This window comes from Fibrisoma montanum (genome assembly GCF_003583365.1).
In the GTDB taxonomy this organism is placed as follows: Bacteria; Bacteroidota; Bacteroidia; order Cytophagales; family Spirosomataceae; genus Fibrisoma; species Fibrisoma montanum.
The window spans coordinates 551,339-566,644 of record NZ_QXED01000004.1 but is presented as its reverse complement, the minus strand read 5'-3'; the positions used below and the strand labels follow the sequence as shown (position 1 = coordinate 566,644).

Below are 15,306 nucleotides of genomic sequence, written 5' to 3'. Positions count from 1 at the left end.
AGCAATTACGTTCTTTCCAGATTTTCTTCGGGAACTGCCCCTTCGTGGGGTTCTTCGGTCAACGGGGTACCAAACCACCTGGCCCGTTGGAGCAGGCCGGCCTCATCGCCGGTTTCCAGCAAATGAATGGTATGGGATTCGTCGTATTCGATACGCAGCGACACCCACGCCAGGTAGTCATTCAACTTGGTTTCCAGCGGCTGATTGCCAAAAATACACAGATCGTAGTACCAGTCCAGCGATTCGCCCGCCACGGCTTCCGTTACGGCCCGGTAATCGTCCAGGGTGTACCCGACAAATGGCTTACCGAACTGTTCCCACATCCGGCGCATTACGTCGTCGAGCGACCGGGCATGATTCGTTTGCCGACGAATGTGCAGGTCGAGAATGAGGGCTGCGATGGCCCCTTTAAAATAAACAGACACTTTCCGATCCGGAACGCCTTTCTCGTAGCCATCCAGCCAAAGATCCCACGACGATTCGACCAGCGATTGAACGGCCCGCCCATTGGTTTCGAAATGGCGCTTGAACAGCACCTGCAACTCTTTAAGGTAAGCCGCATCGGTAAATACGTCCGACCGGCGCAGCATCAGGTCGCCATAGTAGGTCGTAACCCCCTCGGCCACGAAGCAGGTAGAGAAGTAATTTTCTTTCGTAAAATCGTAGGGCAGCAGTTCGGCGGGCCGGATGCGGATGATGTTCCAGGCGTGGAACAACTCGTGCGATGAAACCCCCAGTAAGTCCTGGTAGAGTCCCTCACCCTCGTCGACCGGCCCGAGTACCAGCATGGTTGAGTTTCGGTGTTCAACGCCGTGGTAAAAAGGCGTTGGCAGCACGATGGTTAAAAAATGGTAGTCCTTTTCCGGAAATTCGCCGTAGAGTTCGATCTGCTTCTGAGAAAACCGGCTGAAGTGCCGCTGAATGCGCCCGGAATCAAACGGCTCGGCTCCATCGGCCCGTAGGCCGCCCTGTACCCACACGTGGAACGAAACACCCAGCACCTCGTAGCTGATTTGCTGCATAAAAGGCGACGCAACGACCGGACAGTCGACCAGTTCGTAGTAGTCGCGGGCCCACAGCACACCGGGCGCAAGCTGCCGCAGCCCGCAGGCCACGGGCCAGTCGGCCGGTACGTCCAGTTCCAGCGTACAGGCCTCGTCAAGCCGACCGTCGGCGTACAGACACAGATTGACCGGATTAACGTACAGCAGGCCTTCATCAACAAAGCTGCTACCGGCGTTGATTACGTTCGCGTAGTAATTGTACCGCACCGTCAGGGCTGAAGCGCCGTTGGTCTCAACCCGCCATCGGTCGCGGGCGATCTTTCGGAATGGCAGGGGTTGTCCCGTTTCATCTACGACGCCGAATCGCTGAATATGCTTGGCGAAGTGCTGCAATTCGTAACGCCCTGGCCGCCAGGCGGGAAGCTGAAGTTCAACCGCTGGGGTGGTAACGTTGTCAAGGTAAGCATCAATAGCCAGGTAATGAGGAGCGTCGGAATCAGCAGCTATTCGGTATCGCATAGAGAAGTCAGGTAAGTATTCAGGACTGGAAGGTCGTTGCGCGGCAACAGACCGTGGTGAGTAACGACAAATTAGCCATTTACCCAATTACTTAATCAACCAACTGGAAAGTAAATCGTTTTTTTAGTTACGCTTGATATACTGCCAAACTTACTTTACCTTTGCGCACTCATTTGGAAAACAAGGCATTTAGGGCAGATAGATCATGAAAAGAACGTACCAACCTTCAAACCGTAAGCGGAAGAACAAACACGGTTTCCGCGAGCGGATGTCAACCGCTAACGGCCGTAAGGTGCTGGCCCGCCGTCGTGCGAAAGGCCGCTGGAAGCTCACGGTATCCGACGAAAAGAAAGGCGAACGCTTTAAGTTGTAATCTGTTTACGGTTTTCGGTTCACGGCAATCTGTCGATACGGTTGATAGGATGAGCTAAGACCGTAAACCAAAAACCGTAAACCGACTTCATGCGGCAAACCTTCACAAAATCAGAACGGCTTTGCAGCAAAAAAGTAATCGGCGAGTTATTCGATAAAGGTAGTGCGTTGACGAAAACGTTCTACCTTTTTCCGTTTCGGGTGTTGTATATCCCGCAAGGTCTCCAGGGGTCATCCGGTCTGACGGTACGTCAGACCGGCGCTCCACAACAGCCAAGCCCAAAAGGTCTGACGGTACGTCTGACCGACGCATCCCAACAACCAGTTGCAAACGGTCAGGCCGATGGTAATAGCCCGTATCCGGATGAAACCCGATCTGGCGGTACGTCTGACCGTTCGCAGCCGTCGGAAATACACCCCGCCATCCTCATTGTCGTTTCCAAACGGAACTTCAAACGGGCGGTTGACCGCAACCTCCTGCGTCGGCGCATCCGCGAAGCTTACCGCCTAAATAAATCAATTTTATTCCGCGCTGAGGATCAATCGAAGCAACCTCCGGCCGCTATTGCGTTTCTTTATACCGCCAAGGCTAAAATTTCGTTTGAAGAAATAGAAAAAGGTATGAAATTAGCCTTACTGAAATTATAACCTGGCCGGGCTTTAAACGACTCTCCCATGCGCCTTCGTAAACGCTTTACCCTAATAGCCTCAACAGCGCTGCTGGCAGGCACTGTCGGTCTGTATTCGTTTAAAAACGATGACCGGTTCTTCGAGATCGCCCGCAACCTCGACATCTACGCGACCCTGTTCAAGGAACTGAACATGTACTACGTAGACGAGGTCAATCCGAACCGGATGGTCAAGACCAGCATCGACGCCATGCTGAAGGCCCTCGACCCGTATACCAACTTCTTCGCTGAAGACGAAATTGAAGATTACATGACGATGACGACGGGCCGCTACAACGGTATCGGTGCCCTCATCGGCCAGCGGCAGGGCAAGAACATTGTGCTGATGATCTACGAAGGCACACCCGCCGAAAAATCCGGCCTCCAGATTGGCGACGAAGTCATCAAGGTGGATGGTGTGGATGTTAAATCGCGCCGGGATGCCGACGCCGGCAAGCTCCTGCGCGGCCAGACCAACACGGCTGTAAAGCTGACCGTAAAGCGGTACGGGCAGAAAGACCCCGTCGACGTCAGCGTGACGCGCGACGTAGTGAAGATGACCAACGTGCCTTACTACGGCATGATCAACAGCGAAGTCGGCTACATTGACCTCAAAGACTTCACGGCTACGGCTTCACGAGAAGTACGCACCGCGTTTCAGGAACTGAAAGGCAAGGGCATGAAGAAGCTGATTCTCGACGTGCGCGAGAACCCGGGCGGTCTGCTGAACATGGCCATCGACATTTCGAACCTGTTCATTCCTAAGGATTCGGAGGTTGTGACCACAAAAGGCAAAGTGACCGAGTGGAACAAGACCTACACGGCCCTCAACCCGCCGGTTGATCTGGAGATCCCGATTGTGGTGCTGACCAACAGCCACAGCGCATCGGCAGCCGAAATCGTGTCGGGGGTAATTCAGGATTACGACCGGGGTGTGCTGATTGGCCAGCGGACCTACGGCAAAGGGCTGGTTCAGACCACCCGCGAACTGTCGTTCAATACCAAACTGAAAATCACCACCGCCAAATACTACATTCCAAGCGGCCGCTGCATCCAGGCTATCGACTATAGCCACCGCAACCCCGACGGCAGCGTAGGTAAGATTCCGGACTCCCTCAAAACAGCGTTCAAAACCAAAGCCGGCCGCGTGGTGTACGACGGCGGTGGCGTAACGCCCGACATCGCCATTGAGGACCAGACACCGACGCCCATCGCGCTGAGCCTAACCAACAAAGGTCTGATTTTTGACTATGCCGTTAAGTACCGGCACGAGCACCCGGCGATTAAGCCCGCCCGGGAATTCCGCCTGACCGATGCCGAATACCAGGATTTTGTGAAGTGGGTAAGCGATAAGGAATACGATTACACAACCCAGGTGGAGAAAGACCTCAACACCCTCGAAGCCTCGGCTAAAAAGGAAAAATACTTCGACCAGATTCAGGATCAGTTGAAATCGCTGAAAACGAAGATGTCGCACAGCAAGGATGCTGACCTCAACACGTTCAAGCCTGAAATCAAAACCTTGCTTGAGCAGGAAATTACGGGACACTACTACCTGCAGAAAGGCCTGAAAGAGTCGTCGTTCGGTACTGACCCCGAAATCAAGGCCGCTCTTGATCTGTTCGGCAACATGAACCGTTACCAGGAAATTTTGAAAGGAAAGAAATAAGCGGAGGAAAGGGAGGAGAGGAGGAAGGGGAGAAAAGGGACGAGGTGAATACCCCTTTCCCCTTTCGTCCCTTCCTCCTCTCCTCCCTTTCCTCCTTTCCTCCTCTATGCTCATTCTCTCCATCGACACCTCCACTACCGTCTGCTCCGTTGCGCTCCATCAAATTAACGAGGATACCGCTCAAAACCCGGAAAAAACCGGTCTGCTCGGGTGTTACGAATTGTTTACGGAACGTACGTCCTCGGCCATGCTGACGACCCTCATCAGCGACGTAGTCCGTCATACCGGCCATGACCTTCAACAACTTGATGCCATTGCCGTAGCAAAAGGCCCCGGTTCATACACCGGTCTCCGGATTGGCGTTTCAACCGCCAAAGGGCTTTGTTTTGCGTTGGATAAGCCGCTGATTGCCGTTAATACCCTCGATGCCATGGCCAGGCAGGTAGCGCCATCCGTCACATCGACTGCTGACTCTCCCCCGATCCTGTGCCCCATGCTCGACGCCCGGCGGATGGAGGTGTACTGTGCTATGTATGGCGAAGCCATGACGGTCGTGATGCCCACCTCAGCCAGGATTGTCGATGAACAAACGTTTGCCGATGAGCTGGATCGAGGCCCGGTGCTGTTTTTCGGCGATGGGGCCGACAAATGCCGACCGGTGTTGAACTACCACCCTAATGCCCGGTTTCTAGCACAGCTTATTCAACCATCAGCCCGAACAGTTGGCGAGCTGGCGGGCGTTGCTTTCGCCGAAAATCAGTTCGAGGACGTAGCTTCCTTCGAGCCGTTCTATCTGAAAGACTTCATGACGACCAAACCCAAAAAAGCGTCGGTTTAAAAGACGGTCTGAAAGTGAACTTCTGACTGGTTCCTGTCATTTCGACGCAGCAGGTGCCGGAATGACAAACCCGTTTTTACCAGCCAAACCAACTGTTTCGTCAACAGTCATCCGGTTTTTATTTCCCTATATAATGTAATTTTTTAAGAAATATCTACAAAAAATTTGCTATTTAAACGATTAAGCTTACATTTGATATAGATACTGTCAACGAACCACTCCATCGATAGGCTTCCTCCCTACCCGTTCGTTCATGAGCAAGAAAAAGGTATCATTGAAAGACATCGCGGAAAAAGCCGGTGTATCGACCGCGCTGGTTTCCTACGTGTTGAATGGCAAGGAGAAGGAAAGCCGGGTCGGGGCCGAGATGGCGGCTAAAATCAGGCAGATTGCGAGTGATCTAAGTTACAAGCCGAACTACCTGGCCAAAAGCCTGCGTAGTGGCAAGACCCAGACCATTGGGCTTATTATAGCCGATATATCCAACCCGTTCTTTGCCAATATTGCCCGAATTGTTGAGGACGAAGCCAAGAAGAACGACTACACGGTCATTATCGGGAGCTCGGATGAGGACGCCGATAAATCGTGGGATCTGATCAACGTACTGCTGAATCGGCAGGTCGACGGGTTCATCATCGTCTCCTCCGAAAACACAGAAGAACAGATTCAGTACCTGAACAGCCGAAACGTATCGTTCGTCCTGCTCGACCGCCATTTTCCGGCGATCCCTACCGACTACGTCGTTCTGAACAACTACCACGCTTCCTACATTGCCGGGACGCACCTCATTGAAGGCGGTTACCGCAACATTGGGCTGATTGCGTACCGGTCGCAGTTGTTTCACATGCAGGAGCGGATCCGGGGCTATGTTGAGTCGCTGCGCGATGCCGGTATTACGTTTTACCCTGACTGGCTGACCGAAGTTGATTTTGCCCGAATTGAACCGGAAATACGCGCCGGGATCGACCGGATGCTGGCTGCTGATCAACCGGTCGACGCGCTGATTTTTAGTACGTACCGGCTGGCCATCAGCGGCCTGAAATACATCAACGAGCTGGGTTTGACGGTTCCGGACGATCTGGCTATTGTCAGTTTCGGTCAGGCCGAAGCCTTCGACCTCTACTATTGCCCCATTACGTATCTTCAGCAACCTATGGAAGCGCTCGGCAAAACGGCGGTAGAACTACTGATCAGTAAACTGAAAGACCCTGAACAGCCCCCCCGACCAGTGCTGATGGAAGCTACGCTGATTGCCCGTAACTCATCAAAAGTCAAAGCATTTGTTACCTGATTCTCTATTTTATCCGTTTGCTTAATCGTTAAAGCAGGGTGCATTTTCCTATTTCCTGACCTGAGTTAGTATGCAACGAAGAACGTTTATCAAATCCGCTTTTCTGGGTTCATCGGCGGCTATGGCCGGGCTGCCACTGTTTACATCGGAAGCCGCCGTACCAAAACTGAAGATTACCAAAATCCGGTACTACGCGGCACCGGGTTATACCAAACCACTATTCAACCAGGCGCGGGGTATTGTCGAAATTGAAACCGATGGCGGCATTATCGGCATCGGCGAGGGCGGCTCGAAAGACATGATCGAGCAGTGCGCTCAGATGATGATCGGCGAGAATCCATTCCGGATTGAACACATCTGGCAGAATCTGTACCGGGGTATGTTCTACCCCCCGGGCCGCGAAAAACTACACGCCCAGGGCGCGCTGGACATGGCCTTGTGGGACATCAAAGGAAAGGCGCTGGGTGTGCCGGTGTACGAACTGCTGGGCGGGGCCACCCGCGACTACGTTGAGTGCTATGCTACGGGGTTCAGAGCCTCCAAAGCGAAAACGGAAGAAGAACGGGCCCGGGACTGCATCGAAGCCGGCTTACGGGCGTACCGGATTGGGCCAACGGGTGGTAACGGACCCGAACCGTTTGACTTCTACGACAACGCGAAGAAAACGATTGAAGTCTGCAAACGAATCGACGCGGCCGTGGGCGGTGGCGGCAAATGGGCCATCGACCTGCACACCCGCTTCGACACAACCGAGGGCATCAAGATCTGCAAAGCTCTCGAAAACCTGGAGCCGTATTTCGTCGAGGACATTGTGCGGTCCGAAAATCCGGACGTGTATAAAACAATCCGGCAGCTAACGACCGTACCCATTGCGGTTGGCGAGCAATTTGGCGACCGCTGGGACAGCAACACCTTCATCGAGCAGCACCTGATCGACTACACCCGGTTCACCATTCCGAATACGGGCGGCATTTCCGAGTTCAAGAAACTGGCTGCCATGTGCGAAACGCACTATGTTGGTATGATTCCGCACTTCACGGGGCCGCTCGCCGTCGCTACGCTGGTGCATGTGATGGGTTCGAGCAGCCCGGCCCGCTGCCTGATGGAGCTGGCCGGGGGCGAACCGGAGCGACCGCCTTACTTCAACGAAGACCTGGTCAACTTCAAAAACGGTAAGCTTTACCTGAACCCTGCCCCCGGCCTTGGGGTGAAGTTCGACCCGAAAAAGGCTACGTTTCTTATGGAAATAGCGGAGAACACGAAGTACCCGCACCCAATCCTGAAAAGCCCCGATGGCGCCATTCATAACTGGTAGCCTGGGATAGCATTGCGTTGACTGCCTTCTGATTACCCTTAACTATTCCTTACCCATGAAAAAAACGATTTATGTACTTATTCTGCTGCTCGTGTGCCTGAGCAATTACAGCCGGGCGCAATCGAACCGCGTGACGGGCCGCGTCACCGGAGCCGACAACCAGGGGTTACCCGGTGTGAACGTCGTCGTGGTTGGTACGACGCAGGGAACGACAACCGATGCGTCGGGGAACTACGCGATCAATGCCGGGCCGGAAACCTCGCTGATATTTTCGTACATCAGCTACGTAAGCCAGACAATTCCGGTTAATAACCGCTCGGTCATCAACGTACAGCTGGTCGAAGACGCAAAAGCGATCGATGAGGTGATTGTTACGGCCCTGGGTATCAAGAAAGAAGCCAAAACCCTCGGGTACGCTACGGCCTCGGTCAACGCCGAGCAGATTTCGGTGAACCGAACCACCAATTTTGTGAGTGGCCTGCAGGGGAAACTGGCCGGGGTCAACATTTCGTCGTTGGGAACCGGACCGGCTGGTTCGGCCAAGATCCGAATCCGGGGTCAGTCGTCGTTTGCCGGTCAGAACAACCCGCTGATTGTGGTTAACGGCGTACCGATCGACAACTCCAACTACGCTCTCGGCGGTGACTTCGGCAACCGGGCATCCAACAGTTCCGACGGTGGCGACGGCCTCAGCAGCATCAACCCCGACGATATTGAAACCATCGACGTCCTGAAAGGCGCGACGGCAGCCGCCCTCTACGGTTCGCGGGCCAAAGACGGCGTCGTGATGATCACCACCAAAAGCCGGGGTACCGGCAAAGGCTTCGGCGTTACGTACAACGCCAACTTCACGACCGATACGCCACTGGATTTTACGGATTTCCAGTATGAATACGGCCAGGGCGAGGGCGGCAAACGACCCACTACGTCCAATCCAACCTCGGGCGTATGGAGCTTCGGCGAGAAGTTTCAGCCGGGCATGACACAGACCCTGTTCGACAACGAAACCTGGCCCTACGAACCGGTTTTCAACCGCGTCAGGAAGTTCTACCGGGTCGGCACCAATTTCACCAATACCGTTACGGTGGCTAACAATGGGCAGAACGGTGGCTTCAGTCTGTCGTTCGGCAATACCGATAACAAGGGGATCATGGAGAATAACAAGTTCAACCGGAAGGTGATCAATCTGGGTTTTACGCAGAACATCACCAGCCGGCTGACGGCCTCCGGGAATATCAACTATTCGAAAGAAAACAACATCAATCCGCCCCAGCTAAATACCCAGGACCTGTCGGTATCGACGGTGATCTTCACGCTGGCCAATTCCATGCCGTTCGAAGCCCTTCGACAGAACCAGACCCTGCCGAACGGCGATGAATTCGTTTTCTCACGCTTTCTGGTCCGGAATAACCCGTACTATTCGATGAACTATAAGTTCGAGAACGTTCGGCGCGACCGGCTATTCGGCAACGTAGCACTGAAATACCAGTTCACCGACTGGCTGTACCTGCAGGGCCGGCTGGCGCAGGATTCATACATCCGCAATCAGGACTACAACATTCCGAACGGATACGCCCCCATTGCCCGGGCCCCGGTTGGCTACGTAAACGGGTCCTACACCCAGGACGTGCGGCAGAACGTTGAACGCAACCTGGACTTTATTCTGGGCTTTAACAAAACATTCGGAAACATCGGTGTCGATGCTACGTTTGGGGGCAACCACCGCTTCGCCCGGAACGATTACAACAGCGTGACGGTGCAGGATTTTGTGCAGCCGGGCTTGTATACCGTCATGAACGGCCGCATCAAAGACCCGCTCTACAGCCTCTCGGAGAAGGAAATCAACTCGCTGTTCGGAGCCGCGACCATTTCGTATAAGGAATTTCTGTACCTGAATGCCACGGCCCGTAACGACTGGTTCTCGACCCTGGCGCCGTCGAACCGCAGCATCCTCTATCCCTCGCTCAGCGGCAGTTTCGTGTTCTCGCAGGCGTTCGACAACATGCCGGCCTGGCTGTCGTTCGGCAAGCTTCGCGCGGCCTACGCGCAGGTGGGTTCCGACAACGTTGATCCGTACTCCAACGCGCTCTACTTCGCCGTTGATAACAACTCCTTCCCGAATCCGTCGGGTCAGCTGGTACCCGTGGGCGGTATCAACGCGACGGTGGTACCGAACAAGAACCTGCGACCGCTCCGGATTCAGGAAGCCGAGGTAGGTCTGGAACTGAGGTTGCTGCAGAACAAAGTCGGTCTTGACCTGACGTATTACCGCAAACTGACTGACGATCAGATTCTGGCCGCTCAGGTATCCGATGCCTCGTCGTACACGAGTAAGCTGATCAACGTGGGGCGGAGTATGAACAAGGGCATTGAAATGCTGCTAACCTTCTCACCCATCAGCAATCCGACGTTCCGCTGGGATGTCAGCGCCAACGTGTCGTACAATACCTCCCGAGTGATGCGGCTTGGCCTGACCGAGAAAGATACGATCATCACCGTCAGCAGCGGAGGTGGCCGGACGCTGAATCAGGTGGTGGGCAAGCCCCTGGGTCAGTTGTACACCTTCACGTACCTGCGGGATGCCCAGGGGCGGCAGGTGTTCGACGCCAACAGCGGGATGCCGCTCCGGAACAATACCCTGAAGAACGTTGGAAGCGCCCTGCCGATGTATTTTGGTGGGATCACCAACACCTTCTCGTACCGGGGCATTGTACTGTCGGCTCTGATTGACTTCAAGCTCGGCCACAAGATGATTGCCGGCCGCAACATCAACTACATGCGGCATGGGCTGTCAAAACGCACCCTGCCGGGCCGCGACGTGGGCTACGTGATCGGCAACGGGGTGAATCCGAACGGCGAAGTTAACCAGACCCGGGCGGCCGTACAGCCGTTCTACGAGTCCATCAACCCGCTGGGCATCAACGAAGATTTCGTGTTCAACGCCGGTTTCTGGAAGCTGCGTCAGGTGACGCTGGGCTACGACTTCACCAAGTTCCTACCGGCCAGCCTGTTCATCAAGGGTCTGAAGATCAACGCCGTTGCCAACAACGTACTGGTATTGAAAAAATGGACCGAGAACATGGACCCCGAAGAAGCCCTGGTTTCGTCCGACAACGCCGTTGGCCTGGACTTCTGGCCGGGTCTGCCGCCCACCCGCAGCGTCGGCTTCAACCTCAACGTTCGCTTCTAAACCTGTATACAGTTTTTGGTGAGCGGCCTGGGTTGTTTTATCCTCCCGCCCGAAAACCGCAAACTGAATACCGAAAACCCAAACTTTTACAGACACATGAAAACCAAGCTCATTTATACGCTCGCTCTGCTGCTTTCGCTGAGCCTGTTTACGGGCTGCGACCAGGGGTTCGATGAACTGAATACCAACCGGGTGAATCCTACCTCGCTGGCCCCCTCGATGGTGCTCAACAAGGCCATCATCAGCACGACCTACCTCGACGGTTTCGGTACCCTGGGGATGCTGACGTACAATTTTGCCATTGTACAGCAGATCATAACGCCCTACGGCAGCTCGTTGTCGGGTGGTAACTACGACCAGGTCAACAACAGCAATACCCCCCTGGTCTGGACTAATTTTTACCGCAACGTACTGAAGCAGCTGGTCGCGGTGCTGGACCAGACCAAGAGCGATCCGATGCAATCCAATACCTACAACGCGGCCCGCATCTGGAAAGCGTATATCTTCATGATCCTGACCGATACGTACGGCGACATCCCCTATTTTGAAGCCGGACAGGGGTACACGAATGAGATCATCACGCCCAAATACGACTCGCAGCAGGCCATCTACAAGGATATTCTGAAAGAGTTCGACGAAGCCTCGGCTGCGCTGGACACTAAACAGGCAGCCGTCACGACCGACATCCTCTACGGGGGCGACGTAGCCAAATGGAAAAAGCTGGGCTACTCATTCATGCTGCGGGCAGCCATGCGCCTGACCAAGGTTGACCCGGCTACGGCCGAATCGTACGTGAAGAAGGCCGTAGCGGGTGGTGTGTTCCAGTCGAATGCCGACAACTCCATCATCCGGCATACGGCGATTTACAACAACTACATCGCCAACCACCTGGCCGCCCGCGAAAAAACCAACTTCTACCTCGCGGCTCCGTTTGTTAACTACCTGAAAGACAACAACGATCCGCGATTACCCATTTTCGCCGTTCGGTACGTGGGCGCAAAAGGCGGCCAGGAACAGACAGCCTCGCGAGCTACGTCGGATCCCAAAGTACAGGTAGGTATGCCGATGGGCTACAACGACGTAACGATTTCGTCGGTGCTCCAGCAGAACGGCGTAGCCAGCCTTTGGGACTTCTCGCAGGTGAACCTCAACACCGTGCTCAAACTGGACTCACCAGAGTTTCACATCACCTACGCGCAGGTTCAGCTGCTGCTGGCCGAAGCCGCCGTGCGCGGCTGGGTAACCGGTTCGCCCGCCGACTACTATACCAGAGGCATCCGGGCTAATCTGGAGCAAATGGCCTCGTATGGGGCTCCCATTCCCGAAGCGTCCATCAAAGCGTACCTCGACAGCCAGCCGCTCGCAGCCGGTAAGGAGCTGGATCAGATCAATACGCAGTACTGGGTAGCCTCGTTCCTCGACGGCACCGAAGCTTTTGCCAACTTCCGGCGAAGCGGCTTTCCGGCGCTGAAGAAGAATCCGTATCCGGGCTCGGAGGTGAAAGGTGACTTCATCCGGCGGCTGCCGTATCCCGATAGCGAGATCGTTGTCAATTCCGGAAGCCTGAACGAAGCCATTGGTCGTCAGGGGCCTAACACGCTGGACACCCGCGTCTGGTGGGATAAGAAGTAATGGGGCCGTGGTGTCGGGTTCTCAACCCGGCACCACGCCAAACCACAGCACGAAAACTGGCTGAAAAAACTAGTACAATACCCTTACCTATTAAACCACAAAACTTACTCATGAATCTGACTGAACAGAGTCGTCGCGATACGTTAAAAATGCTTGGATTTGGTTCATCAGCCGGTTTACTGGGCTTGTTTGGCGGAGCAACTCCAGCCGACGCCCGCGACCAGCGGGAAACTCCGAGCTACGCCAAAGGCACAGCCCCGGTCAAAATCACGGGCGTCAAAGCCATCGCCACCGCCCCTCAGGGTTCTAACCTGATTGTCGTGAAAGTTGAGACATCCGAACCGGGCCTGTACGGCTTAGGCTGCGCTACGTTCACGCAGCGGGCGGTAGCCGTAGTGGCCGCCATCAACAGCTACCTCAACGACTTCTGCATGGGCAAGGATGTCGACAACATCGAGGACATGTGGCAGGCTGCGTACGTTAGCTCCTACTGGCGCAACGGCCCCGTGCTGAACAACGCCCTGAGCGGTCTGGATCAGGCCCTCTGGGACATCAAAGGCAAACGGGCTGGAATGCCGGTCTACAAACTGCTGGGCGGCAAGGTCCGTTTTGCCATTCCGTGCTATACCCACGCCAGCGGCCGTACGCCCGAGGAGGTTGCCGACAGCGCCCAGAGCATCATGGATCGCGGGTTTAAGTACGTTCGGATTCAGCAGGGCGGCTACGGCGGGGTGGGCAGCCTGAACCAGCAGCCCGATTACAAAGCCGCCGGGTTCGGGGGAGAGAGCGACAGTTTCATGAACGAACGGGCCTACCTCAAAGCCGTACCCAAGATGTTCGATGTGGTCCGCAAGCGGTGTGGCGAAGAAGTAGAACTCCTGCACGACATCCACGAGCGGGTGCAGCCGATGGACGCGATCAATATGATCCGCCAGTTGGAGCCCTATCAGCCGTTCTTCATTGAGGACCCGTTTTCACCCGAGAACATGAAGTGGTTTGCCCAACTGCGCCAGACGACCTCCGTACCGATCGCTATGGGTGAGCTTTTTAACAACATCAACGAGTTCAAGGAGCCGATGGTGAACCAGTGGTTCGACTACATCCGGATTCACGTATCGCAGATTGGGGGGATCACACCCGCCATGAAAGTAGCGCGGCTGGGTGAGTGGTTCAACGTCCGGACGGCCTGGCATGGTCCGGGCGACGTATCGCCGGTTGGTCATGCCGCTCACGCTCACATCGACCTGGCTGTCTGGAACTTTGGGATTCAGGAGGCCGTGAGCTTTTCCGACAAGATGAAGGAGGTGTTCAGCGGTTGCCCAACCATGAACAAAGGCTACATGTCGGTCAACGAGGTGCCCGGCCTGGGCGTCGACATCAACGAAAAAGAAGCCGCCAAATACCCCATTGGTACCAAGTCGAACTGGCAGGTACGTAAAGTAGACGGTACAATCATCAGACCATAGAAGCGAACAGGTGAACGAGCGAATGAGTCAGCCACTCCCATAGCTGCCGTCCCGTTTCGCTCGTTCACCTTTCACTCTTTCACTCTTTTCCTTTTCCCTTCAATGAAAACAAACCTCTCCCGTCGCTCCGTCATTCAATCCGTGCTGGGGTTGGCCGGTACGAGCCTGCTGCTCCCCGAGTCGTCGTACGCCCAAAAGCCTGAACCCTTCCGGGACTACGGTAAGGTAAAAATCACCAGGCTGGAGACCTTCCTGGTCAAACCCCGCTGGATTTTCCTGAAAATTCACACCGACGTCGGCCTTGTCGGGTTGGGTGAGCCCCTGCTCGAAGGCCGCGCCCAAACGATTCAGACGGCCATTAAAGAGATTGAGCCGTATCTGATCGGCAAAGACCCGCGGCAGGTCGTCCACCACTGGCAGGCGATTTATCGTCATGCGTTTTACCGGGGCGGGCCCATCCTGACGAGCGCCCTGAGCGGCATCGACCACGCGCTGTGGGACATCAAAGGCAAACTCCTGAACATACCGGTGTATGAACTGTTCGGTGGTCCCACCCGCGACCGGGTTCGGATTTACGGCCGGGCCAGCAACGCCGACGACATGAAGAAGCGTAAAGCGGAGGGGTACACGGTCATCAAAACCGGGGTGGCGAAAAAGAATCCGGCCAACCTGGTCGAGAACCCCCGCTTCATCCAGTACGCGGCCGATAATTTTGCGTCGTTACGTGAAGCCGGCGGACCGGACATGGACATCGCCATCGATTTCCACGGCGCCATATCGCCCCAGACCGCCAAGGTGCTCATCAAGCAACTGGAGCCGTTTCAGCCCATGTTCGTTGAGGAACCCTGCCAGGCCCAGAACGTCGATACGATGGTCGACATCGCCCGGGGCACGCACCTGCCTATCGCAACGGGTGAGCGGATCTTCACGAAATGGGGCTTCCGCGAGATTCTGGAGAAAGGAGCGGCCAGCATTGTTCAGCCGGATCTGTGTCATGCCGGTGGGCTTACCGAAGGCCGGATCATTGCCGGTATGGCCGAAGCCTACTACGCTCCCATTGCTCCGCACAACCCGATGGGACCTATTTCGCTGGCCGTAGGGCTGCATCTGGCCGCCAGTGTGCCCAATTTTCTGGTACAGGAGCAGGTCACGCTGGGCGAAGGGTATCTGAAAAATCCGTTCAGGCTGCAAAAAGATGGTACGGTCATGATTCCGCAGGGACCAGGCCTGGGCATCGAACTGGACGAGGACCAGATGAAGGATAAGATTGGTCACGACTGGAAAAACCCCGAATCCTACAATGCCCTCGATGGCTCCGTAGTTGACTGGTAGGTATTATATT

At 55.2% G+C, this 15,306-nt stretch carries 11 protein-coding genes; 10 read left to right on the top strand and 1 reads right to left on the bottom strand.

Annotated elements, in window-relative coordinates; translation table 11 throughout:
- Nucleotides 1–5: 5 nt before the first annotated feature.
- Nucleotides 6–1,523, bottom strand: a complete 1,518-nt coding sequence (locus tag DYU11_RS16285) for a M61 family metallopeptidase (protein WP_119668750.1) — start codon at nucleotides 1,521–1,523, stop codon at nucleotides 6–8.
- Between the two features lie 205 nt (nucleotides 1,524–1,728).
- Between DYU11_RS16285 and rpmH the strand changes: the two genes are divergently transcribed.
- The 10 genes from rpmH to dgoD all read left to right on the top strand — a co-directional run bounded on the left by rpmH (nucleotide 1,729) and on the right by dgoD (nucleotide 15,296).
- On the top strand, nucleotides 1,729–1,896 hold the full coding sequence (gene rpmH, locus DYU11_RS16280) for a 50S ribosomal protein L34 (protein WP_009285763.1): 168 nt from the start codon (nucleotides 1,729–1,731) through the stop codon (nucleotides 1,894–1,896).
- An 89-nt stretch (nucleotides 1,897–1,985) separates the two neighbouring features.
- On the top strand, nucleotides 1,986–2,543 hold the full coding sequence (locus tag DYU11_RS16270; protein ID WP_374755992.1) for a ribonuclease P protein component: 558 nt from the start codon (nucleotides 1,986–1,988) through the stop codon (nucleotides 2,541–2,543).
- A gap of 27 nt (nucleotides 2,544–2,570) precedes the next feature.
- Nucleotides 2,571–4,232: a S41 family peptidase gene (locus DYU11_RS16265; protein ID WP_119668749.1), complete on the top strand. Its 1,662-nt coding sequence runs from the start codon at nucleotides 2,571–2,573 to the stop codon at nucleotides 4,230–4,232.
- Between the two features lie 106 nt (nucleotides 4,233–4,338).
- The gene (gene tsaB / locus DYU11_RS16260; RefSeq protein ID WP_119668748.1) at nucleotides 4,339–5,070 is read left to right on the top strand and encodes a tRNA (adenosine(37)-N6)-threonylcarbamoyltransferase complex dimerization subunit type 1 TsaB; all 732 of its coding nucleotides are present in this window, start codon (nucleotides 4,339–4,341) and stop codon (nucleotides 5,068–5,070) included.
- Nucleotides 5,071–5,323: 253 nt separating this feature from the next.
- Entirely contained in the window at nucleotides 5,324–6,361 is a 1,038-nt protein-coding gene (locus DYU11_RS16255; RefSeq protein ID WP_119668747.1) for a LacI family DNA-binding transcriptional regulator, read from the top strand.
- Between the two features lie 70 nt (nucleotides 6,362–6,431).
- Nucleotides 6,432–7,676 carry a mandelate racemase/muconate lactonizing enzyme family protein gene (locus DYU11_RS16250; protein WP_119668746.1) on the top strand — a complete coding sequence of 415 codons (1,245 nt, stop codon included), beginning with the start codon at nucleotides 6,432–6,434 and terminating at the stop codon, nucleotides 7,674–7,676.
- Between the two features lie 55 nt (nucleotides 7,677–7,731).
- On the top strand, nucleotides 7,732–10,866 hold the full coding sequence (locus DYU11_RS16245) for a SusC/RagA family TonB-linked outer membrane protein (RefSeq protein ID WP_119668745.1): 3,135 nt from the start codon (nucleotides 7,732–7,734) through the stop codon (nucleotides 10,864–10,866).
- Between the two features lie 96 nt (nucleotides 10,867–10,962).
- Nucleotides 10,963–12,498 (top strand): SusD/RagB family nutrient-binding outer membrane lipoprotein, encoded by a 1,536-nt coding sequence (locus DYU11_RS16240; RefSeq protein ID WP_119668895.1) that lies wholly within the window; start codon nucleotides 10,963–10,965, stop codon nucleotides 12,496–12,498.
- A 110-nt stretch (nucleotides 12,499–12,608) separates the two neighbouring features.
- Entirely contained in the window at nucleotides 12,609–13,964 is a 1,356-nt protein-coding gene (locus tag DYU11_RS16235; RefSeq protein ID WP_119668744.1) for an enolase C-terminal domain-like protein, read from the top strand.
- 102 nt (nucleotides 13,965–14,066) lie between these two features.
- A complete protein-coding gene (gene dgoD, locus DYU11_RS16230) occupies nucleotides 14,067–15,296 on the top strand; it encodes a galactonate dehydratase (protein ID WP_119668743.1) in 1,230 nt (409 codons plus the stop codon).
- Nucleotides 15,297–15,306: the final 10 nt, after the last annotated feature.

Coding starts and splice junctions, on each gene's coding strand:
- DYU11_RS16255 (WP_119668747.1), top strand. CDS start 5,324: ATGAGCAAGAAAAAGGTATCATTGAAAGACATCGCGGAAAAAGCCGGT.
- DYU11_RS16235 (WP_119668744.1), top strand. CDS start 12,609: ATGAATCTGACTGAACAGAGTCGTCGCGATACGTTAAAAATGCTTGGA.
- DYU11_RS16270 (WP_374755992.1), top strand. CDS start 1,986: ATGCGGCAAACCTTCACAAAATCAGAACGGCTTTGCAGCAAAAAAGTA.
- dgoD (WP_119668743.1), top strand. CDS start 14,067: ATGAAAACAAACCTCTCCCGTCGCTCCGTCATTCAATCCGTGCTGGGG.
- DYU11_RS16265 (WP_119668749.1), top strand. CDS start 2,571: ATGCGCCTTCGTAAACGCTTTACCCTAATAGCCTCAACAGCGCTGCTG.
- DYU11_RS16240 (WP_119668895.1), top strand. CDS start 10,963: ATGAAAACCAAGCTCATTTATACGCTCGCTCTGCTGCTTTCGCTGAGC.
- tsaB (WP_119668748.1), top strand. CDS start 4,339: ATGCTCATTCTCTCCATCGACACCTCCACTACCGTCTGCTCCGTTGCG.
- rpmH (WP_009285763.1), top strand. CDS start 1,729: ATGAAAAGAACGTACCAACCTTCAAACCGTAAGCGGAAGAACAAACAC.
- DYU11_RS16285 (WP_119668750.1), bottom strand. CDS start 1,523: ATGCGATACCGAATAGCTGCTGATTCCGACGCTCCTCATTACCTGGCT.
- DYU11_RS16245 (WP_119668745.1), top strand. CDS start 7,732: ATGAAAAAAACGATTTATGTACTTATTCTGCTGCTCGTGTGCCTGAGC.
- DYU11_RS16250 (WP_119668746.1), top strand. CDS start 6,432: ATGCAACGAAGAACGTTTATCAAATCCGCTTTTCTGGGTTCATCGGCG.